At 51.8% G+C, this 20,149-nt stretch carries 20 protein-coding genes; 11 read left to right on the plus strand and 9 right to left on the minus strand.

Features of this window, described 5'->3' with window-relative positions; translation table 11 throughout:
• Positions 1-13: 13 nt before the first annotated feature.
• The 5 genes from AC5JMP_RS10950 to AC5JMP_RS10970 form a co-directional block, all read right to left on the minus strand.
• Positions 14-508, minus strand: coding sequence for a PIN domain-containing protein (locus AC5JMP_RS10950; RefSeq protein ID WP_495851498.1), 495 nt, complete (start codon positions 506-508; stop codon positions 14-16).
• Positions 505-753, minus strand: coding sequence for a UPF0175 family protein (locus AC5JMP_RS10955; protein ID WP_495851499.1), 249 nt, complete (start codon positions 751-753; stop codon positions 505-507). The genes AC5JMP_RS10950 and AC5JMP_RS10955 overlap by 4 nt, the downstream gene beginning before the upstream one ends.
• Positions 754-1,036: 283 nt before the next feature.
• Positions 1,037-1,654, minus strand: a complete 618-nt coding sequence (locus AC5JMP_RS10960) for a hypothetical protein (RefSeq protein ID WP_495851500.1) — start codon at positions 1,652-1,654, stop codon at positions 1,037-1,039.
• Positions 1,655-1,862: 208 nt separating this feature from the next.
• On the minus strand, positions 1,863-2,582 hold the full coding sequence (locus AC5JMP_RS10965) for a hypothetical protein (protein ID WP_495851501.1): 720 nt from the start codon (positions 2,580-2,582) through the stop codon (positions 1,863-1,865).
• Positions 2,583-2,874: 292 nt separating this feature from the next.
• Positions 2,875-3,111, minus strand: coding sequence for a helix-turn-helix transcriptional regulator (locus tag AC5JMP_RS10970; RefSeq protein ID WP_495851502.1), 237 nt, complete (start codon positions 3,109-3,111; stop codon positions 2,875-2,877).
• 173 nt (positions 3,112-3,284) lie between these two features.
• Here AC5JMP_RS10970 and AC5JMP_RS10975 point away from each other — a divergent pair, with 173 nt between their 5' ends.
• The 8 genes from AC5JMP_RS10975 to AC5JMP_RS11010 all read left to right on the plus strand — a co-directional run bounded on the left by AC5JMP_RS10975 (position 3,285) and on the right by AC5JMP_RS11010 (position 9,903).
• The gene (locus AC5JMP_RS10975; RefSeq protein ID WP_495851503.1) at positions 3,285-3,572 is read left to right on the plus strand and encodes a hypothetical protein; all 288 of its coding nucleotides are present in this window, start codon (positions 3,285-3,287) and stop codon (positions 3,570-3,572) included.
• Between the two features lie 54 nt (positions 3,573-3,626).
• A complete protein-coding gene (locus AC5JMP_RS10980) occupies positions 3,627-4,955 on the plus strand; it encodes a four-carbon acid sugar kinase family protein (protein WP_495851504.1) in 1,329 nt (442 codons plus the stop codon).
• A gap of 48 nt (positions 4,956-5,003) precedes the next feature.
• Positions 5,004-5,810, plus strand: coding sequence for a septum site-determining protein MinC (gene minC / locus AC5JMP_RS10985; protein WP_495851505.1), 807 nt, complete (start codon positions 5,004-5,006; stop codon positions 5,808-5,810).
• Positions 5,811-5,975: 165 nt separating this feature from the next.
• Complete coding sequence (gene minD / locus AC5JMP_RS10990; RefSeq protein ID WP_495851506.1) at positions 5,976-6,788, plus strand: septum site-determining protein MinD; 813 nt, start codon at positions 5,976-5,978, stop codon at positions 6,786-6,788.
• A 96-nt stretch (positions 6,789-6,884) separates the two neighbouring features.
• Positions 6,885-7,349, plus strand: coding sequence for a cell division topological specificity factor MinE (minE, locus tag AC5JMP_RS10995; RefSeq protein ID WP_495851507.1), 465 nt, complete (start codon positions 6,885-6,887; stop codon positions 7,347-7,349).
• 355 nt (positions 7,350-7,704) lie between these two features.
• Positions 7,705-9,300, plus strand: coding sequence for an alkaline phosphatase D family protein (locus tag AC5JMP_RS11000; protein WP_495851721.1), 1,596 nt, complete (start codon positions 7,705-7,707; stop codon positions 9,298-9,300).
• Between the two features lie 157 nt (positions 9,301-9,457).
• On the plus strand, positions 9,458-9,688 hold the full coding sequence (locus tag AC5JMP_RS11005) for a hypothetical protein (RefSeq protein WP_495851508.1): 231 nt from the start codon (positions 9,458-9,460) through the stop codon (positions 9,686-9,688).
• Complete coding sequence (locus AC5JMP_RS11010) at positions 9,685-9,903, plus strand: hypothetical protein (RefSeq protein WP_495851509.1); 219 nt, start codon at positions 9,685-9,687, stop codon at positions 9,901-9,903. Before AC5JMP_RS11005 ends, AC5JMP_RS11010 begins: the two co-directional genes overlap by 4 nt.
• Before the next feature lie 62 nt (positions 9,904-9,965).
• Here AC5JMP_RS11010 and AC5JMP_RS11015 read toward each other — a convergent pair whose 3' ends face one another.
• The gene (locus AC5JMP_RS11015; RefSeq protein WP_495851510.1) at positions 9,966-13,289 is read right to left on the minus strand and encodes a sll1366 family intein-prone helicase; all 3,324 of its coding nucleotides are present in this window, start codon (positions 13,287-13,289) and stop codon (positions 9,966-9,968) included.
• Positions 13,290-13,638: 349 nt separating this feature from the next.
• Between AC5JMP_RS11015 and AC5JMP_RS11020 the strand changes: the two genes are divergently transcribed.
• Together AC5JMP_RS11020 and AC5JMP_RS11025 are read left to right on the plus strand one after the other, a co-directional pair.
• Positions 13,639-13,944: a 2Fe-2S iron-sulfur cluster-binding protein gene (locus AC5JMP_RS11020; RefSeq protein ID WP_495851511.1), complete on the plus strand. Its 306-nt coding sequence runs from the start codon at positions 13,639-13,641 to the stop codon at positions 13,942-13,944.
• Between the two features lie 6 nt (positions 13,945-13,950).
• A complete protein-coding gene (locus AC5JMP_RS11025; protein WP_495851512.1) occupies positions 13,951-14,193 on the plus strand; it encodes a hypothetical protein in 243 nt (80 codons plus the stop codon).
• A 205-nt stretch (positions 14,194-14,398) separates the two neighbouring features.
• Here the strand turns inward: AC5JMP_RS11025 and AC5JMP_RS11030 are convergent, their stop codons facing one another.
• Complete coding sequence (locus AC5JMP_RS11030; protein ID WP_495851722.1) at positions 14,399-16,546, minus strand: polyribonucleotide nucleotidyltransferase; 2,148 nt, start codon at positions 16,544-16,546, stop codon at positions 14,399-14,401.
• Positions 16,547-16,722: 176 nt separating this feature from the next.
• Positions 16,723-18,402, minus strand: coding sequence for a mechanosensitive ion channel (locus tag AC5JMP_RS11035; protein ID WP_495851513.1), 1,680 nt, complete (start codon positions 18,400-18,402; stop codon positions 16,723-16,725).
• 436 nt (positions 18,403-18,838) lie between these two features.
• Between AC5JMP_RS11035 and AC5JMP_RS11040 the strand changes: the two genes are divergently transcribed.
• Positions 18,839-19,282 carry an SRPBCC family protein gene (locus AC5JMP_RS11040; RefSeq protein WP_495851514.1) on the plus strand — a complete coding sequence of 148 codons (444 nt, stop codon included), beginning with the start codon at positions 18,839-18,841 and terminating at the stop codon, positions 19,280-19,282.
• Positions 19,283-19,289: 7 nt separating this feature from the next.
• On the opposite strand, the gene AC5JMP_RS11045 is transcribed toward AC5JMP_RS11040, so the two are convergent.
• Positions 19,290-19,766 carry a helix-turn-helix transcriptional regulator gene (locus AC5JMP_RS11045; RefSeq protein WP_495851515.1) on the minus strand — a complete coding sequence of 159 codons (477 nt, stop codon included), beginning with the start codon at positions 19,764-19,766 and terminating at the stop codon, positions 19,290-19,292.
• Positions 19,767-20,149: the final 383 nt, after the last annotated feature.

Genomic DNA, 20,149 nt, shown 5'->3' on the forward strand with positions numbered 1-20,149 from the left:
TACAACCTTAAAATTAAGCTTCGTTGACGACATCCAAAATCTTGTTGTACAAGGCTGTGGACACTCTAAATTCTGATGTTGCAATCAGGGCATCCATCAAGGGTCTAACGGCAACAATTAGATTTTTCCCCTTTGCCTCAATTAGGATACCTAATAATCCAGTAATCCTAATGCCTAAGCGATCGGCTTCTGCTCTGCCACGACGCTCATCAATCAAGAGCAGATCTGCATCAAGCTCTAGGGCAAGAGCGATCGCCTCAGACTCTCCAGGATCTAGCTTCACCTCGTCTTGAAGACGTTCAACGATTTCGCGGCTAATCACCTGTCTGACTTCAACCCAAGGAACTGTCTGAATTTCGAGAGTTCCCGGAACAGGAGGATCGATATCAGCAAGTTCTCGATAGACTGCTTCAGGAATTGTGACTTGATCGTAAAGCTGGGGCAAAAGTTGTAGGTAGTGAATTGCCGCTAAATTTGTGATGGCTGACGTATCGCTAACAACAGTCACAATCGTCCCAATTCACGTAAGTTTTTCAGATCTAGGTTAAAGTCTTCGACATCATAGGGGTAAAGTGGAATGCTGCGCTGCTTTAGAAGCTGACGAAAGGTGTTAGGGGGCATCTCTGCTAACTGACTGGCATAGCCTAGCGTCAGACGACCTGTTTCAAACAGGTGCAGTGCAATTTCTTGGCGAAACTCGCTTGGGGTGAGGTGAGATGCTTGCAGGATTTCGTCCGAGATTACGACACTCATAACAGGGTTACCTTGCCAATAATGCTTTCAGAGTAACCCAAAACCCTCTAGCCTGACAGAGATCCAGCGATCGCGCTCTGCAACAAAAATCACTGAGATGAATCTATGCAAAATTGGAGGGTGGGGCGATCGTTCCTCTGTAAACCACAACTTGGCGTGGAATCTTGGAGGTAATCGAAGAAGTCAGCTAACGGTTCTAGTCAGCGGCTACCGATCGCTTTAAAACTCATCCAATCGACTTAGACCAGTCCGCTGCACTAGAATCGTTATGCTGCATCAACTTCTATTGAAAGTAGAAATCGTTAAAGAAAACTCCTTTACCATCTAAATTGTCTACACAAAAAGGTAGAAGCTTACCATTCCAGGGCGCATCGGGGTTAGGCTTCTGAATAACAATCTGTCCTCCCTGACCTGCTGTGGGTGAGTAGTTCGCCGCGAGTCTAGAGCATTCATCATGAGTAAGTTGAGGGTTATTGGTGTCAACTTGAATACGCTTGCCATTACCTAGGGGCGTTTCACTCACACGATGAGGTGGAAGAGCAACCACGCTGGGACTAGGTGACGAGTTCGCTGTAGTGCGAATATTTTGATGCGCATATTCTAAATTCGTTTGATATTCAACCGCTTTTTTCTGGGCAGTCTCATAATTCGGACTAGCCTCAGGGACAGCTTTCATAAGATTAATAGATTGTTGCCAGGAAGCTGCTACCTTAGTCCACTCCTCAGATGTCTTAGCTGTCTGTGCGAGTTTTGCAGCTTCCATCGCCTGATTGACCGCATCTCTAAATGAATTAGCCTGTGTAGATTGATTTGAGGCTGTTGATTCAATAGCTTGAGGACTATTCGGTTGTGCTTCTGGCGCTGGATTATCAGAAATACAACCAGTTGTAGATAGAATCAAAGCCTCTGTGCATACTGCAAGAACACATACATTTATTCGCATTACAATTTCTCACGGCTATTGGTGTACAAACATAGATGCTCAACGCATACAGCCTATTTGTAGTATTCCCAACCGATCGCTTCAGCGGACGCAGGTACCTTTGAAATCCATGAAGCAAATTTCATGTTCCACTGCAACACGGTTGTTATGTCTCTTTGATTTATTCTTACTTTCGCGCTGCACGGAATTTAAGGAAAAATGATACCTCATTCAGTTGCTCATATATATCATTGCTTGCTAGCAACAACTTTTCAAAAGGATCGTCCTCATCTTCTTGCTTCACAAATGCCCACTTCCACATTCGTCCAACACTATGCGCTTCAGCAGTACGAAAATTATCGTCAATCTCTCTAACATATTTCTCAAATTGATCAATAGACTGTTCTAAAGCCTTATTCCACTCCTCAGCCTCCTCTATCTGCTTTTCATCGGCTATTTTCCATGTATCTACAACCTTTTTAAATGCTCTAAGCCTGCTTTTTGCTCCAGAGAAGCTCTCATATTTATCTGGACAATATAACAGTACTTTAAGACCCATCAACTTGTCCCACATTGCTCGAAGTCGTATGGCTGTATTACTTGAGGCTATGTATCGTCCCATACGAAGGGAGAAAAAACCGTCGATTTCTCCTCCCTTGTATTCACGATTTGTCTCATCTTGAATAACTTTAAGATCACTTTGTAGGGCTACGTCTTGCAGATATATATCAAAAAAGGCAGAGAAAGATTGACGGAATTTTGGATACCCTTCTAGAGCATTAAAAGTGTCTTCAAGGGAAATAAAAGGCCATTGATGAATGTGATGGTCTAATCGATATTGATTTAACAACTGATCAAATTTTCTGGCATCTAATTCTGTTAAAATTTTGAATTCAGTAGCCTTCATGAGATGAAAACCTAGTAGTGTGCATCATAGGGGTGAGAGACATAACTATTGATTAGGCTGAATCCCGTCGGGGTATTCACTCAATTGGCGCATTAGCCCAAATATTTTTCGCCTAATTCCTGAAATAGGGAATTAGACTAACCTCTTTTCCGCATGATACTTCTTACCTGCTGATTAGCCCGAAAAAATCATGATTTTTTCGGGCTAATTCTTGCTAAAGCTCTGCCTAATTCGCCTAGTGCAAGATTAGAGCGATCGCTCTCCATAATCTCCAAAAGTAGTTAGTAATCAGCTATTCCTTGGGAGCAGCAAACTCGTCGGGCATTTCTTCCAGCGTCCAGCCCATCAACCGACAGAGCCGCTTTACCTCGCGGGGAGTCATTTTTGGCTCATACAAGCCTGTTTCCCAATTGCTGATGGTTTGAACGGTTTTGTCGAGTGCCGCAGCAATTTCTCTCTGCGTCAAACCCAATTCTTCTCTACGCTTTCTTAGCGGAGATTCTTTATCTTGCTGTGGTTCTTTAGTCATGCTTTGTTAAAGAACACTTATATAACCCATATTGACAAACGGGTTTAAAGTCTGCTTATATAACTTTTATGGATAAGTGATCCAAGATTTTCGGGCGATCGCCAGCCAGCGTTTGCCTTGAAAGCCTTTGGTTCGTTCCTTAGTTTCTCATCAATTCAGCGATTTACGGTCTTTTGTCCTCGCAATGCGGCGAGTTAGCTGCGTTCGTCTGTGAACGAGAGCCGCCTTGCAATCCTACCCATCCCCCTAGCGCGATCGCCCGATCGCCCCCATTTCCCATGTCTTACTCCGAGATTTTGTTTCCCTGGTGCATCATTCTCTGCTTGCCCAACGCCCGCACGATCGTCATAGAACGCTTTCGCCGCCGCAGCGATGCCGAGGCGTATCTGCGAATACTGCGCCAGATTAACACTGAGGCAACCTACAGCATCATGTTCGATTGGGGCGATCGGCGCTCTTAATTAAGACCAGCACATATTATCGTGAATAGATTGTCCCTCGCTCCCCATCTCCCCATGCCTACCCCAAAAATCATCGTTCTCGACGACGACCCCACTGGTTCCCAAACCGTTCATAGCTGCCTCCTGCTCATGCGTTGGGATGTGGAAACGCTGCTGTTGGGGCTACGGGATGCCGCACCGATTTTCTTTGTGCTGACCAACACGAGAGCCATGACCGCCGAGAATGCCCTGCACACCACGCGAGAAGTTTGCCAGAACCTAAAGCAGGCATTAGCGATCGCCCAGATCACCGATTTCCTGATCGTCAGCCGCTCCGACTCGACGCTGCGAGGACATTACCCGGTGGAAACCGATGCGATCGCCCAAGAGCTAGGCTCCTTTGACGCCCATTTCCTCACGCCAGCATTCTTTGAGGGCGGACGGTTCACAAAAGACAGCGTGCATTACCTGATGGTGAACGGCGTGCCGACCCCCGTACATGAAACTGAGTTTGCCAAAGATTCGGTGTTTGCCTTTAGCCATAGCTATCTGCCGGACTACGTGGAAGAGAAAACCGAGGGCAAGATCAAGGCAACCCAAGTCGAGCGGATTTTGCTGGAGGACGTGCGATCGGATCAGGAGGCGCTGCGTCAGCGGCTAATTCAGTTCCACGATAACCAGTGCGCCGTGGTCGATGCCGAAACGCAAGAAGATCTCAACCAGTTTGCCGCCGCGATCCTGGCTGCCGCCTCGCAGGGCAAGCGGTTTTTGTTTCGCAGCGCGGCAAGTCTGCTGACGGCGCTAGCAGCCCTGCCACCCCAGCCTGTTCCCTCCGAAGACATGGCATCCTACACGCGCAACGGTAAGCCCGGAGCTGTGATTGTCGGATCTCACGTTCAGAAGACGACTGAGCAGTTTGAGGAATTGCTCAAGGCAGAAGCGATCGTGGGCATTGAGATTGAGGTATCCCGGCTGCTGGAAGATTTGCAGGCGCGATCGCGCCTGCTCCAGGAAGCTCTAGAACAAGTCCATGCCGCCCATGCCGAGGGCAAAACCCCTGTGATCTACACCAGTCGCCAAGAGCTGAGCTTTGACGATGTTCAAACCCGTCTCGACTTTGGCACCGCCGTTTCTGACCTGCTGATGGACATCGAAAAGGGCTTGCCTGCCGATATCGGCTTTTTGATCAGCAAAGGCGGCATCACCTCCAACGACACTCTTAGCAATGGACTTGCATTAACCGCCGCCCGTCTGCTGGGTCAAATTTTGCCCGGAGTTTCCGTCATTATCACGCCCGACGACCATCCCCAGTTTCCGAAAATGCCCGTGGTGCTGTTTCCGGGTAATGTGGGCGATCGCCATGCCCTAGCTGCCGCCTATCAGCGATTGCGGGGAAAGGGGTAACATAAAGGCGTTCCCAGTTCTAACCTGCTTTGACGGGATTTGCATCGCATGAACTCTGATTCTTCCCTGCCCTCTCTCTCGACAAGCAGCTCACCCGCCCCTGATGAACAGATGCCGTCTGACGAAGGACGAGACGTGCCGCAGGTGCGTCTCAAAGGCGAAGGTGGACGGCTGTTGCTGCTATTGCCCCCCGAACTGGATACGCCCAGCGCACCCAACACCTGGACAGAAGTGTGTCGGCAGCTTCAGCAGCGGTTAATGGCTGGAGAGCGCTTTTGGCAACCGCACACTCCCGTGCATCTGATGACCCGCGATCGCCTCCTCGACGGACGGCAGCTCCAGACGATCGCCGATACCCTGACAGATGCACAGCTAATCCTCAAGCGGGTTTATACCAACCGTCGTCAGACCGCCGTAGCGGCAACAATGGCGGGGTTTTCTGTAGAGCAGCAGCCGATCGCTCAGCTCAGCGTCACTCAATCTAATCCGCCCCCGGAAGGCAAAGCGCTAGTGGAACCGCTGTATATTCAGAGTACGGTGCGATCGGGCGTAGAGATTCGCCATCCCGGCACGGTCGTGGTGCTGGGCGACGTCAACCCTGGCGGCAGCATTGTTGCCGAGGGCGATGTGCTGGTATGGGGAACGCTGCGGGGCTTGGCGCAAGCGGGATCTGCCGGAAATGGTCTTTGCCTGATCATGGCGCTGCGGTTAGAGCCAACCCAAATCCGCATTGCCGACTTTGTTGCCCGTGCCCCCGAAGCCCCGGCACAATATCAGCCTGAGGTCGCTTATGTCAGCGAAGGCGGCATTCGCATTGTCCGCGCCGCCGATTTCTCTCGCGATCGCCCTATCTAGCCCCGCTCCCCACTCCCAAACATCCTGCTCACCCCTCGCGCACTGCGAAGATCTATCTACTGCGAAGATCTATTACAGGGCGGCACAAAAAAGTCCGATCGCCTGGTTCAAAAATCCCATCTCAAGCTATAGTTCAGTCCACTGCTCCATTTATTTCGGCAACGCATGAGTCGCATTATTGTTATTACGTCTGGCAAGGGTGGAGTTGGCAAAACAACTTGCACCGCTAATCTGGGAATGGCGCTTGCCCAACGCGGTCACAAAGTTGCTGTGGTGGATGCCGATTTTGGATTGCGCAACCTGGATCTATTGCTGGGTCTAGAAAACCGCATCGTCTATACCGCAGTTGAGGTTTTGGCAGGGGAATGTCGCCTAGAGCAGGCTTTGGTGCGAGATAAACGTCAGCCCAATCTGGTGCTGCTGCCTGCCGCCCAGAACCGCACCAAGGATTCTGTCTCGCCCGACCAGATGAAGAAGCTGGTAAATGCCCTGACCAAAGTTTTTAGCTACATCTTGATTGACAGTCCGGCCGGAATTGAGATGGGTTTTCAGAACGCGATCGCCCCAGCTAAAGAAGCCCTCGTCGTTACTACGCCGGAAATCTCTGCCGTGCGAGATGCCGATCGCATTGTCGGGCTGCTAGAAGCCAACGGTATCCGCAATGCCCACCTGATTATTAACCGCATCAAGCCTGCGATGGTGGCACAAGACAAAATGATGTCGGTGAAAGATGTGCAGGAGATTCTGGCGATTCCTCTAATTGGCGTGATTCCCGACGACGAGAAAGTGATTGTCTCCACCAACCGAGGGGAACCCTTAGTTTTGGCGGCTGAAGCCAGCCAGAGAGGACTGGCAGGGCAGGCACTCCAAAATATTGTTCGCCGTCTAGAGGGTGAGACAGTCCCGTTCTTAGACCTAACTCCTCCCGCTGATGACTTTTTGGCGCGGCTCCGTCGGCTCTTTCGTCCCACCGAATAGCCGCCTTGTCAACCAGTCTCGTCAAGCCGCCTCACCCAATCCCACCGAATAGCTTCTTCTATTCATCGCCTGTCCATGCCTTTCAGATGTCCGCCCATGTTGCAAGAACTCCTCGATCGCCTTTTTTCCCGTGGCACGGCTCAAAAGACCAGCCGGGAGACGGTCAAACGTCGCCTACAAATCCTTCTAGCCCACGATCGCGCCGATCTCTCCCCGGCAGTCATGGAAAAAATGCGACAGGAAATTCTGGAAGTCGTATCGCGCTATGTAGAAATTGACCCCGATCATTCGGAGTTTTTGCTAGAGAGCGACCAGCGCACCACCATCTTGACCGCAAATTTGCCGATTCGAGGGGTCAAAGAAGTCCCTGATGCTCCGAAGATTGCAGATTCAGCCGCAAATAGAATCCCAGAGGCGACTAGCTCGACCCTGCCCCCCGCTGAACCCTCAGCCGATTCTCCGCCTGACGTTTTAGATCTTTCAATGCTGGATGCGATCGATGCAGCGATCGACCCCAAAACGATCTCCAGCCCTTCTAATGAAGGCAGACAGACACTCTAGTAGAACTTACGCATCTGTCCCCTAAATTCCCCAAATTTGAGGAACTTTGAACTCCGGCTCCCCCAGAATTGGGGGTTGGGGGGCAGATTTCGCTTCAATTTGCGTAAGTTCTGTCTGGTTCTGCTCCTGCTGAAAAGCTCGTATGGCATTACTTAATTGAGTTAGGACGAGTTATTTTTTGAGAGCCGCGCTCCGCGCGGCTCTCAAAAAATAAATCATTGGATTTAAGCGCGTAGCGCTATACCTAAAAGATTTCAGAATCTCAAATCCAAAAGGTTTCGCCTTAATGAAATCTTGGCAGCCCGTTAATGACCAGTTGGTAGAGTTTTCTCATCTACTGGTTGTTACCAACATCATGAACTGGCACCCTTCTTCAGATCAACAGCCTTCACCTCTGCATTTTCTACCGTCAACCTTCAAGCGGCGTGACCTTCTTCGGGGAGCGGGCGTTCTAGCAGGCTTGGCTCTCACAAGTCAGTTTCCGCAGCGCGTCGTAGCCCAGCCCAAATTTTCCAGCTATCCCTTCACCCTCGGAGTTGCCTCCGGTGATCCCATTCCAGATGGCGTAGTGCTATGGACAAGGCTTGCACCCGATCCACTCAACGGCGGCGGCGTGTCTAATTCCAGAATTGCGGTGCGCTGGCAGATTGCCGCCGATGAAAACATGCGGCAGATCGTCAAGTCTGGAACCGAAGTGGCGATCACAGAATTAGCCCACTCCGTTCATGTTGACGTGCGGGGGTTGAAGCCCAATCGCCCCTACTGGTATCAGTTTAAGTCGGGTGGCGAAGTGAGTCCGATCGGTCGGACTCGCACCGCACCCTTGCGCAACCAGACACTCAACCATATGCGCTTTGGGTTAGTCAACTGTCAGGACTGGCAGAATGGATACTATACCGCCTACAAACACCTGGCAGAAGAAGAGCTAGATGTCGTGCTGCATGTGGGCGACTATATCTATGAGTATGGACCTGAACCAGGCGGCCCTCGTCAGCACAACAGCCCTGAAATTAGGACTCTGGCAGATTATCGCAACCGTCATGCGCTGTACAAAACGGATGTCAATCTTCAGGCAGCTCATGCAGCGTTTCCCTGGATTGTGACCTGGGACGACCACGAAGTTGAAAATAACTATGCTGACGAAATCTCTGAGGACAGCGATCCCGTCACAGAGTTTGTCCTCCGCAGAGCCGCTGCCTACCAGGCGTATTACGAACATATGCCGTTGCGGAAGTTCTCCTTTCCCAATGGAGCAGATATGCGGCTGTATCGTCGGTTGACCTACGGCAACTTGGCGCAGTTCAACGTTTTGGATACGCGCCAATACCGCACCGATCAGCCCTGCGGCGATGGCTTGAAGCCGCTGTGTGAAGAGGCTCTTGACCCTAATGCCAGCCTGACCGGAGCTGCACAAGAGCGCTGGTTATTTGAAGGCTTACAGCGATCGTCCGCCCAGTGGAATGTCTTGGCTCAGCAGGTGATGTTCTCTCAGTTCGACTTTGATGCCCGTCCAGAAGTTCAGGCGTTTAACGTCGATCAGTGGGATGGCTATGTTGCTGCCCGCAACCGCATTTTGTCCTTCTTGGAACAGCAGCAGCCCTCGAATCCGATCGTTCTGGCGGGTGATATTCACTCAAGCTGGGTGCATGACATCAAAAAGGATTTCAGCAATCCCAATTCCAAAACGCTGGGCACCGAGTTTGTGGGAACCTCAATTTCCTCAGACTTTCCTACGGCGTTTCTTCAGCCTGTCACCCTGGCGCTGTCCAACAACCCACACACGAAGTTTTTCAACGGGGCGCTGCGGGGCTACGTCCGGTGTGATTTAACGCGCGATCGCTGGCAGAGCGACTATCGGGTCGTTTCCACGATCGCCGAACCTGAAGCAACGATCAGCACTGGTGCCTCGTTTGTTGTAGAGGATGGCAAACCCGGCGCTCAGCGGGCTTAAGATCGTAAATTGAGTAACCTGTGGGATAGCAGGATGCCCATCCCACAGGTTATTCCACCCACAATCCTACCCCTAGGGAGCATCTAGGCAAGGCTGGCAGTGAATCCAGAGTTAGTGCTAGCTTTAAGTTCAGAGTATTGCGCGAGAGCTATGCGTTATGTCTTCTACATCTGTCACTACGATCGTCAAAATGCTCGAATCTCTGCCTATTGAAGTTCAAGACCGAGTTGCAGAGCACCTCCGGGAGTACATTGACAATCTACAGGATGAAATTAGGTGGGATCAATCTTTTCAACGAACTCAGTCAAAGCTTATTACTGCTGCACAACAAGCCAGACAGGAGATCGCTAAAGGGCACGCAACCGCAATGGATTATGACCAGCTATGAAGTCGGCTGTTCTTCCATCCTTTTGGGTTGAATATCGGCGGTTGAATATCGAAATTAGGCAGAGTACAAGGAAAGCGTACCGACTTTGGGAAGAGAACGCGTTTCATCCATCCTTACATTTTAAGTGCATCAACAGTGAAGAAAAAATCTGGTCTGTCAGGATAACGCGAAGCCATCGAGCACTTGGAGTATTAGAAGGCGACACAGTGACGTGATTTTGGATTGGCAGTCACGACGACTATGAGCGTTTTTTCTCATGAGTTGCGGTAGAGGGTGTTCAGTCACTATCGTCAATCACCGCCGCCCGATCGAGCAACAGCAGATCTCTTAGCCCGTTGGTATCTAGCTCAGCTAGCCAGTTTTCCCCTGCGCCCACCACCTGCTCCGAGAGGGCTTTTTTGCTTTCGATGATCTCGTGGATGCGTTCTTCCAGGGTGCCTGTGCAGACAAACTTGTGAACCTGGACGTTGCGGGTTTGCCCAATGCGGAAGACGCGATCGGTTGCCTGATTTTCCACCGCCGGATTCCACCAGCGATCGAAGTGAAACACGTGGTTGGCGCGGGTCAGGTTCAAGCCGACACCGCCCGCCTTCAGGGACAGGATAAAAATCCTCGCGCCCTGCGGATCGTTCTGGAAGCGATCGATCATTTCCTCTCGCTGCTTTTTGGAAGAACCGCCGTAGAGAAACAGCACCTCCCGATCGAACTTTTTCGCCAGGTAGGGCTGAAGCAGCTTTCCCCACTCCGCAAACTGCGTGAAGATCAGGGAGCGATCGCCCGTGAGCAGAATCTCCTCCAGCATTTCCTCAAGGCGCTGCAATTTCCCAGAGTGGCTAGCAAACTGAGCGCTAGAGTGGGTTTCAGCATCCCCTGTTTTGAACAGCACCGGATGGTTACAGACCTGCTTCAGCCGGGTCAATAGCGCCAAAATCATGCCGCGCCGCTGAATACCCTCCGCCGATTCAATCGCCTCCAGCGACTGATCCACCAGCTTTTGATAAAGGGCGGCTTGCTCTGCCGTCAAGCCACAAAACACCGTCATCTCCTGCTTGTCGGGCAAGTCTTGAATAATGGAGCGATCGGTTTTCAATCGACGCAAGATAAACGGCTGAGCCAATGCCCGCAGCGTTTTCAGAGAAGCGGTATCGCCATAGCGTTCGATCGGCACGGCAAAGCGGCGCTGGAAGAAATTCTTGGGACCCAAGTAGCCCGGATTCAGGAAGTCCATGATTGACCAAAGTTCCGAGAGGCGATTCTCGACGGGCGTTCCGGTCAGGGCAATGCGGAACTGTGTGTCAATCTGTCGCGCCGCCTGAGACTGCTTCGCATCAGAGTTTTTCACGTTCTGCGCTTCATCTAGCACAATTCCCTGCCAGGAAAGGCTTTGCAAGTCCTTTAGGTCGCGGTGAATCAGCGAATAGCTCGTGATCACCAAGTGCTGATCTTTGACGGCTTTGGTAAAGGCTTTGCCCTGCGATCGCCGATCCCCATGATGCACAATCACCTTGAGGCTAGGCGCAAATCGCCGAATCTCCCGTTCCCAGTTGCCCAATACAGAGGTAGGGCACACCAGCAGGGTGGGCTTCTCTAGCATCTCCTGCTCTTGCAGGTGCAGCATCATGGCGATCAGCTGAATGGTTTTGCCCAGCCCCATATCATCGGCAAGGCAGGCTCCTAGCCCCCAGCGTTCGAGGAATGTCAGCCACGACGCACCCCGCAACTGATAAGGACGCAGCTCACCCTGAAAACCATTGGGTGTAGAGATTAATTCAACGCTTTGATTTCCAGTGGTGAGCGCATTGATGAGTTCCTGCAAGGTGCCTGATGCCTCAAAGCCGACCACAGGAAGCTTTTCAATCATCTGCGTGTCGCCCGTGCTGATGCGCAGCGCATCCTCTAGAGACAGCGCCATCTGATCTTTGCGACTGTCAAAGAAAGTCTGAGCCGCCTTGATGTCCTGCGGACGCAGCTCCACCCATTCGCCGTTCACCTCTACTAGAGGCGCGTTTTGTGCCACCAGGCGATCGAACTCTACTTTAGATAATCTTTGTCCGCCGATCGTCAGCTCCCACTTGAAGTTGAGCAAACTTTGCAGCCCCAGCCGCTGCTTTTTGCCCAGCTTAGGCGCTTCCGCCTGCACCCGTAGCCCTAGCCGATTTGCCCAGCCCTCCTGGTTCGCTAAGCTTGGCGGCAGCACCACCCCAAAACCGCTGTCTTGCAAGCGCCATGCCGCAGATTTAATAAACTCAAAGACCTGAAGCGGGTTAAGTGGGCAAGACTGAGGCTGCTGCACCTGCAAGCTGGGTTCCACCACAGGATACAGCCGGGAAGCCAGACCCAGACCAGCCAGCAGCGTTTCTTGGGGTAAATCGATCGCCCGTCCCCCATACTCTAGACGCTCCACAGGATTCCTCCAAATCACCCGCGCGCCCACCAAAAACTCTGGGTCATTCACGGCTTGCAGGTAATACTCCAAAGCCCAATTGCCTTGACCTGTAGCAGGTGGCTGGAGGTAAAAGCAGGTGCGAAAGGCAGCAAGTTTCTGGTTAAGCTGATGCTGAAGCAGTGCCGTCCATTGGGACAGCACCGACTCCAGGCGATCGAGCCTAGCCGTATCTAGAGCAATCATTGGATCGCCGCCCAGCGCCTGAAGCCACTCTCGCAGAGGCGTTTCCTTGAGTAGGGGAACATTGGGCAAGGGCTGAAGGGCAGTTAGCGATCGCACAACCGTATCGATCGTGCCATTGAGGAAAGAGCGAATCAGGTGTTCTCCATTCTTTAAGCCATTCTCATGGCTCAGGGCCTCATGACTCAAGCCCTCATGGCTTAGAGCATAGGCGCGGCAGGCTCCAGGTATCTGACGGGCAAACTGCTCTAGCCGCCCCTGATCGGTGGCGCTGTCAATCAAGACCTGCCATTGCGCGATCGCCTTTTCTGCCGTCAGACGCGTCAGATGGGATAAAAATTTGGTTCGTGCCAGCAAATCGAGCTGCCAACGCGTCACATGCGACCAAAACCGCAAATCTCCCCCCATCCAGGCAGATTCCTCGTCCTGAACCGAGCTGAGGGGCAACGACTGAAGCAGCGCCAGAGCCTCGGCTGCCGTTAGCCAAATGCCTTGCACCTGCCAGGGATATAGTGCCTGTGCAGCCTCCAGATCGCTCTCCGCCGCAGAGTGCCGAGGGACAAAAGCCGCCTGATCATCCGCAACCGTTCGGTAGGTGGGAGCCGCAAAAGTAAAAGTCTGCCAGCGAGGCGATCGCTCCAACGGCGGCTCGGCTTCCAGCGTTGCCCCACGTTTGCGCGATTTCCCTTGCGTCGTCGCCGCCAGCGAAAATTCTGCCACCGTCCAGTTGAGCTGCTGGGATGCATGGAGCAATTGCAACCAATCCCGCAATTCTTTAGCAGTCATCGCAAATGGGTGGGGCACATCTGAGTTCAGATGTCTTGATTCTGTTGCTTCCTCCAAGACAAGCGGTTCAACCCGTCGCCAGACTTCGCCCCAAATGAAGAAGCCGCCATGCTCGATCGACTCCTCTGCCCTCCCTGCTGAGGCAAGAGCTTGAGACTGAGAAATCCAGCTACCGTGAAGAATTGCCATACTTGACTCTCCAAACGTCGCCGCAACCGCTGCTAAAAAACCAGAAAAAAGTTCTCTGGAGATTCCCCAGAAGGCGCAGTTCCTTCTGCAATGCTGGACTTATTGTAGCGCTCAGAGGCTAGAGAATTAAGGGACGAGCAGCTAAGCGGCTATTTCGCGGTCAGGGCTGACCGAGGTGCAAAGCGTTAGATCTGTCTTAGAGGCGATCGATTCTAGGAAACAGGCTGCCCTCAGATAGAGAAATTCCTAAATCAATCAGGATACTCTTGCACATAGGCGGTCGAGGGCAAATTGGCTCTGTGCAATCTATATCTGTGTGCAATCAACATCTGATAGGAGGGAAGAGCGCATGGCAGTATCGTACCAAATCAGGCTAATGAATGAGAGTGAGGGCATCGACCAAACGGTGGAAGTCCCGGATGACGAATATGTTTTGGCAACTGCCGAAAGTGCAGGGATGGAGCTTCCTTCCTCCTGTCGTCAGGGGGTTTGCTCAACTTGCGCTGGAAAGCTAGTCACAGGCACTGTTGATCAAGCCGATCAGTCATTTCTGGAAGAGGAGCAAATTGCTGCGGGCTATGTTCTAATCTGCGTTGCCCACCCGACCTCAGACTGCACCATTCTGACGCACAAAGAAGAAGAACTAGCAGGTTGATCTGAAATGAGCAAAATTCTAGAGGCTACTATGACATTCGATCGCATCTTAATCCAATCGCAAGCCTTATTTGAGCGAGCTATTGTTGTTCCACCAGAGCCGCCTTTACCGCCCCAGCCGATGCCTCAACCCATTCCCCAGCCGATGCCAGATCCACTGCCAGACCCGCTACCGCCATCGCCGCTACCCGATCCCTATCCACCCTCAATTCCCATGCCTGAAGAACTGCCTGAACCTATTCGGGATTGAGCAACCTATAGGTGTCGCCAGTTTGCTTAGAGCATTTTGGGTGGGGCGCTTCGCGCCCCACCCAAAATGCCCCGTCCTAAATGCCTTGACGGTTGCTCCATACACCCAAGGCTGTACAGATAAGCAGGCATTAACTAGGGGCTTGGCAGTGCCAAGCCCCTACTCTATCAAACCTTGCTATGGGAGACAGACACGTCAAACGACATTACTTCTCAGTTGAAGCTCGCGCAGCAGAAGCTTCGTCTGGGTGAATGCCTAACCGCGTCAGGTTAACCCGACCGCGATTGTCGATTTCTCGAATCTTGACGATCACCTCATCGCCCATTGCCACCTCATCTTCCACCTTGCCAACGCGATAGTCTGCCAACTGCGAGATGTGAACCATGCCTTCTTTACCGGGAAGGAATTCCACAAATGCACCGATCGGAATGATCCGCGTTACCTTGCCGACGTAGACATCGCCCGCGCTAAGCTTGCGAGTCATGCCTTCAATAATGGCACGCGCCTGCTTCGCCTTGACTCCATCGATCGCAGAAATGGTAACGGTACCGTCGTCGTCAATATCCACCTTGGCTCCCGTCTGCTCGGTAATGCCCTTGATGGTTTTTCCACCTGGTCCAATCACCATACCTATCAAGTCAGTGTCGATCTTGATGGTCAGCAGACGAGGCGCATAGGGAGACATATCTGAGCGGGGTTGGTCGATCGTCGCCAGCATTTTCTCCAAAATGTGGATACGAGCAGGTTTAGCCTGATTGATCGCATCCGCAATGACGCTGATGGGCAATCCGCTAATCTTCATGTCCATTTGCAGTGCCGTGATGCCGTGATCGGTACCCGCAACCTTGAAGTCCATGTCGCCCAAGAAGTCTTCAATGCCCTGAATATCCGTCAGGATACGGACTTCTTCGCCCTCCTTAATCAAGCCCATTGCTGCACCGCTGACAGGTTTGGTAATGGGAACGCCAGCATCCATCAAGGACAGCGTTGAGCCACAGACCGAACCCATAGAGGTGGAACCGTTGGAAGAGAGCACTTCAGACACCACCCGAATCACGTAAGGAAAATCTTCCTTGGAGGGCAGGACAGGCACCAAAGCCCGCTCTGCCAAGGCACCATGCCCCACTTCCCGCCGACCGGGCGATCGCATAGGCTTCGTTTCTCCCACCGAGTAGGGCGGGAAGTTGTAGTGATGCATGTAGCGCTTTTCTTCGTCCGGATGCAGGTCATCCATATCCTGCGCGTCGCCCGGAGTACCCAAAGTCGTGACAGACATCACCTGCGTCAGACCCCGCTGAAACAAGCCACTGCCATGAACTCGATTGGGCAAAACTCCCGTCCGGCAGGAGATGGGGCGCACTTCGTCCAGCTTGCGTCCATCGACGCGGACGTTATCTTCCACAATTTGGCGACGCATCAGCTTCTTGGTGATGCCCTTGAAGGTATTGCCCAGCGCCTTAGAGTTTTTCGCCGCCGCAGCGCGAATTGGGTCTTCTTCAGGCATTTCGGCAATCGCCGTCACCACAGTCGCCTTCACCTCATCCAGAGCCGCCTCGCGCTCAGACTTGGTGAGCGAGAATTGAGCCAAGATTTGCTTCACAGCATCGTTGACGCGATCGCCAATGAAGTCTTCCAGCGTCGGATCAACCGGAGGCTCTGTCTCCTGTACCAGCTCGATACCCAGCTCTGCCATCAGATCGCGCTGTGCCTGGATCAGGTCAGCCACCACCTCGTAGCCAAACTCGATCGCCTCAATGATGTCCTGCTCAGGCAGTTGATTAGCGCCCGCCTCGATCATGATCACGCCATCGGGTGAGCCTGCGACGACCAGATCCAGATCGCCCGCCTCAATTTCACTGTAGGTGGGATTGATGATGAAATCATCGCCGATCAAACCTACCCTGACAGCCGCCATGGGACCATTAAACGGAATCTTTGCCAGCATCGTGGCGATCGAAGCTCCCGTCACCGCCAACACATCGGGCGGCACTTTCTCGTCCATGGAAAGTGTAGTAGCCACAATTTGGATATCATCTCGCAACCAGCCCGGAAACAGCGGACGCATGGGGCGATCGATCAAACGGCTAATCAGCGTAGCCCGCTCTGGCGGACGACCTTCTCGGCGCAAGAACCCTCCCGGAATTCGTCCGGCTGCATATAGTCTTTCTTCGTAATCAACCAGCAGCGGCAGGAAATCAATTCCTTCTCGACCCGATGCCCGCGTTGCTGTCACCAAAACTGCGGTGTCGCCGGACTCTATCAACACCGAACCGCCTGCTTGCGGTGCAAGCAGACCTACTTTCAGCCTAATATCCCTTCCATCGAAGGATATCGACTTGTCTATTTCGTTGATCATGAAGCGCCCAATCCTTGGCTAATGTCCTCTTTTTTCTTCTGAGGCAATCGTAACACTGATATTGGGATAGCGCTTCATTAAGGGGTGATGGGTGGATGGGGTGATGGGTAGATGGGGTGATGAGTGGATGGGGTAAGGTTTATCCACTCATCCACCCATCCACTCATCTACTTCTACCGTGCTCTGCCTTTAAAGGAATCGAGCCATTCCCGAACTTGATCGCCAGCAACATCTCGTCCACCCAAGCCAAACGCCAGGGCGATCGCCACGGCAATTGCGCCTAAGAGCAAACCAAAGGCAAGGTTGACAATGCTGCTAGCAATACCCATTTGCTGTAACGCCATTGCAGTCACGAGAGCAATGATGGCAATCCGCGCCGTTTGACCCAAGATCTGCGCTTGGCTATTGCCCGATGCGGTAATGAGCTGGAAGGCAAGATTGGCAAGGTATAAGCCCACGCCAAAGATCACCACGCCCACCAAGACACGAGCCGCAACGGCAAGAATACCGTTAACGATCGCCGTCAGCACAGGCAGCCCAATCACTTCGGTTGCGGCAACCGCACCAAACAAAAGGATGCCCACTAAGACGACGATGCCCGCAATCTCTGAAGGCGTGCGTCTTGGCAGCGGCGGAGTTAGCGCCTGTCTAGAGGCAACCTCTTCTTCCGCCAAAATATCTTGAGGATAGGGAGGCGTGACCACCGGAGTCGGAATCGGCGGCAGACCCAGCCAGTTAAAGATATTGTCAAAGCCAATGCTAGTGAGGATGCTAGCCACCAGATCGGCAACAAACCGTCCGATGACGTAGAACAGAACCAGAATGAGCGCTGCGGTAAAGATCTGCGGCAGCGTCGTCAGGATTTGCTCCAACATACGGGTCGCAGGGGCAGAGATCGCCTGAACATCTAGGGCGTTGAGAGCCGCGATCGCCGTTGGAATGAGCACCAGCACATAAACGATCGTGCCGAGCAGTGCCGAGAGCGACATGCCTCCCGTTGAGCGGGTTAAGCCAACTCGTCTGCCGAGTTGATCAGTGCCAACTGCCGCCAAAAGATTGGTGACAATGCCCCGCACGACTCGCGCTACTAGCCAGCCCACAGCCCCAATAATGACTGCCGTCAGGATCTTCGGTAGCGCCGAAAGCACTTGATTCAGCAAGTTCTGGACGGGAGCTAGCGGCCCTTGAAGATCCAAGACATCCAGGATCAGCGGCAGGAAGAATAGCAGAATAAACCAGTAGAGGGCATTTCCCAAGGTTTCGTTCAACAAAAACGGACTAGCTTCGCCCGTTTGGGAAGATAGGCGATCGTCTAAGTTAAACCGCGCCAGACCTCTTGTTAAAATCGTCTTAGACAGGGTTGCCAGCAGCAGCGCCACACCCAGCAGCAGCGCAGCGCTACCCAACTTGGGTAAATAGCTAAAAATTTGCTGAAGGAAGCTATTCAGCGGTGCCGATACCGATGTCAGGTTGAGGGCATTGAGGAAGGCGACGATCGCAAACGCCATGATGACCCAGAACACCAGCAGCGAGAGCCACTTCTCGATCGGGGGCGAATCGGCTCCGGCAGGTCGTCCGGTCATCCAGTTAGCAATGCGATTGTCAATACTGGTGCGATTCAGAAGACCTTTGACGACTGAAGCCACCACCAGCGCCACCAGCCAGCCGATAATCAGGAGAGCGATCGCTCCCAAAATACTGGGTAAATAGGTGCCAATCTGGGTGAGAAATCCCGGTTGAACAAGCTGCACTGAACTCGGCTGAGCGGGGGCGGCGTTAACCTGGGCTAGCCAGAAAACAGGAGACGTTGGTTGCCAGAGAACACTTGCAGGTGAGTACCAAAAATGATCCATATTCTTACCCTTATGAGCTAATACAGGGCTAAATTTGACGCAGAAGTAAGATCCGAGAATTATCAGAGGCTAATAATCTCGTGACCTTTTCGCAGCTTGAGGTCAACAGGCTGCTGATTAAGCACAGCCCGGAGGACAGTAAGCGGCTAGAAACTGACTCATGCGCTGATAGAACTTTAAGGCTTAAGAGGTCATAAAACTAGCAAACACCGTTACACTATTTCGCTGATCAGAAGCTAGCTTCCGCTTTTATGCTGAAATAGGCTTGAAAATAGCAGAGTTTTTTTTATATAAATTTAGAAAGGCAGCCTGCCTATGTCAGCTCCATAATTTCAATAAACCTCTTGCAGATTGGATTGAGTGGGAGCTATGCCCCCACTCAATCCAATCTAGAAATCCTAATCTGCAAGAGATCTAATATTCTTTGTGAATTCTCATGCCATCTGAAGCGTTTGAACAGTCGATCCAAATCTATGCCAGCGCCACTGCCGTAGAGCGATGCATCACGGATCTGACCTTAATGCACCGCTGGCTGAATCCTGCCCTGCGCTGTGAGCCGATCGGCAAGTGGAGTACGGAGCTAGGCAGCAGGAGCCGCTTTGTGATTCAAGTGCCTTGGGTGAAACCGACCCTCAAAAGCGTAGTTGTGGAACGAGAGCCGGGATTAGTGGTCTGGGAATTTAGCGGCTTTTTTAAGGGACGCGATCGCTGGGAGTGTCAGCCCAACAAGCAAGGCACTCTTTTAGTCAATCGCTTTGAGTTCAATATTCCTAATCCGCTGGTGCGCTATGGGTTCAATACCTTTGCCGCTAACTGGACGAAGCAAGACATGCAGGAGCAGCTCCGCCGATTGAAACGAGTTGCAGAAGAGAAAATCTAGATGTTGTTTAGCTCTTCTGTTTAACGTAGATATTCTTCATGTGCTTCTTGACGGTATTGGGCGTGATGTGCAGCTCTAACGCAGTTTGCTTATAGGTGTATCCCATGCGGTGAAGTACCCAAACTTCTTTTTCACGCGGCGTTAAGCCATATCGTTCTGATTCTTCGATCGCCATATTTCTAATAGCCTGATGTCGATCTTCTATGGTGATCAGGAGGCAAGAGTGTTCAAAAGATTCTAACTTTAGCCATCGCACTCGAATATGAAAAGCAGAGCTGTCTGTAAAAATCTCAGATTCAATCAGCCACTGCTGTTCAGGAAATAAATTACGGCTATGAATTAAGGACTGGCAAACGTGCCAGATTTCTCCAGGCACTAGCTCAATCAACGACTGATTTTGATTGAGCTGCTGCAAAACTCGACGGGCGCGATCGTTTGCATACAGCACTTCTTTTTGATCAGTCAATATTAAGATGCCATCCATAGAGTCTTCAATACTTTTTTTAAGGATTGAAGATTGCTCTTGGCCTGAAGAAAAGAATGTTTTAGATAAGATTGTTTGCCCGGTCTGAGTCGTTAAACCTTGGGGAGGATTAAGAGTACTTTTCATTTTAGGGGGCTTGAATGAATACCATCACTTTCTATCAAAAATTCTGGTCAAGCCATCACCCGCAGGGGTAAACATTAGTGGATAGTTTACTGACACCCAGAAAAAATCATGCGATGCAAGTGTAACACTGCGGTATCTGCTATGGCGATCGCGCCATGATTGATAGCGGTTGGGGCATGAGTATCTGCCACTTGGCAATGAAGTGGGGAGCATTGCTGATCTTCATGCGTGATTTTTTGAAAAGGGCGCGTTGTGCC

This window comes from Drouetiella sp. (assembly GCF_059504425.1).

Bases quoted from the DNA above. Each gene is read 5' to 3' on its own strand.
- AC5JMP_RS10955 (WP_495851499.1), bottom strand. From the start codon at position 753: ATGAGTGTCGTAATCTCGGACGAAATCCTGCAAGCATCTCACCTCACC.
- AC5JMP_RS10965 (WP_495851501.1), bottom strand. From the start codon at position 2,582: ATGAAGGCTACTGAATTCAAAATTTTAACAGAATTAGATGCCAGAAAA.
- AC5JMP_RS10970 (WP_495851502.1), bottom strand. From the start codon at position 3,111: ATGACTAAAGAACCACAGCAAGATAAAGAATCTCCGCTAAGAAAGCGT.
- AC5JMP_RS10980 (WP_495851504.1), top strand. From the start codon at position 3,627: ATGCCTACCCCAAAAATCATCGTTCTCGACGACGACCCCACTGGTTCC.
- minC (WP_495851505.1), top strand. From the start codon at position 5,004: ATGAACTCTGATTCTTCCCTGCCCTCTCTCTCGACAAGCAGCTCACCC.
- minD (WP_495851506.1), top strand. From the start codon at position 5,976: ATGAGTCGCATTATTGTTATTACGTCTGGCAAGGGTGGAGTTGGCAAA.
- minE (WP_495851507.1), top strand. From the start codon at position 6,885: ATGTTGCAAGAACTCCTCGATCGCCTTTTTTCCCGTGGCACGGCTCAA.
- AC5JMP_RS11000 (WP_495851721.1), top strand. From the start codon at position 7,705: ATGAACTGGCACCCTTCTTCAGATCAACAGCCTTCACCTCTGCATTTT.
- AC5JMP_RS11005 (WP_495851508.1), top strand. From the start codon at position 9,458: ATGTCTTCTACATCTGTCACTACGATCGTCAAAATGCTCGAATCTCTG.
- AC5JMP_RS11010 (WP_495851509.1), top strand. From the start codon at position 9,685: ATGAAGTCGGCTGTTCTTCCATCCTTTTGGGTTGAATATCGGCGGTTG.
- AC5JMP_RS11015 (WP_495851510.1), bottom strand. From the start codon at position 13,289: ATGGCAATTCTTCACGGTAGCTGGATTTCTCAGTCTCAAGCTCTTGCC.
- AC5JMP_RS11020 (WP_495851511.1), top strand. From the start codon at position 13,639: ATGGCAGTATCGTACCAAATCAGGCTAATGAATGAGAGTGAGGGCATC.
- AC5JMP_RS11025 (WP_495851512.1), top strand. From the start codon at position 13,951: ATGAGCAAAATTCTAGAGGCTACTATGACATTCGATCGCATCTTAATC.
- AC5JMP_RS11035 (WP_495851513.1), bottom strand. From the start codon at position 18,402: ATGGATCATTTTTGGTACTCACCTGCAAGTGTTCTCTGGCAACCAACG.
- AC5JMP_RS11040 (WP_495851514.1), top strand. From the start codon at position 18,839: ATGCCATCTGAAGCGTTTGAACAGTCGATCCAAATCTATGCCAGCGCC.
- AC5JMP_RS11045 (WP_495851515.1), bottom strand. From the start codon at position 19,766: ATGGATGGCATCTTAATATTGACTGATCAAAAAGAAGTGCTGTATGCA.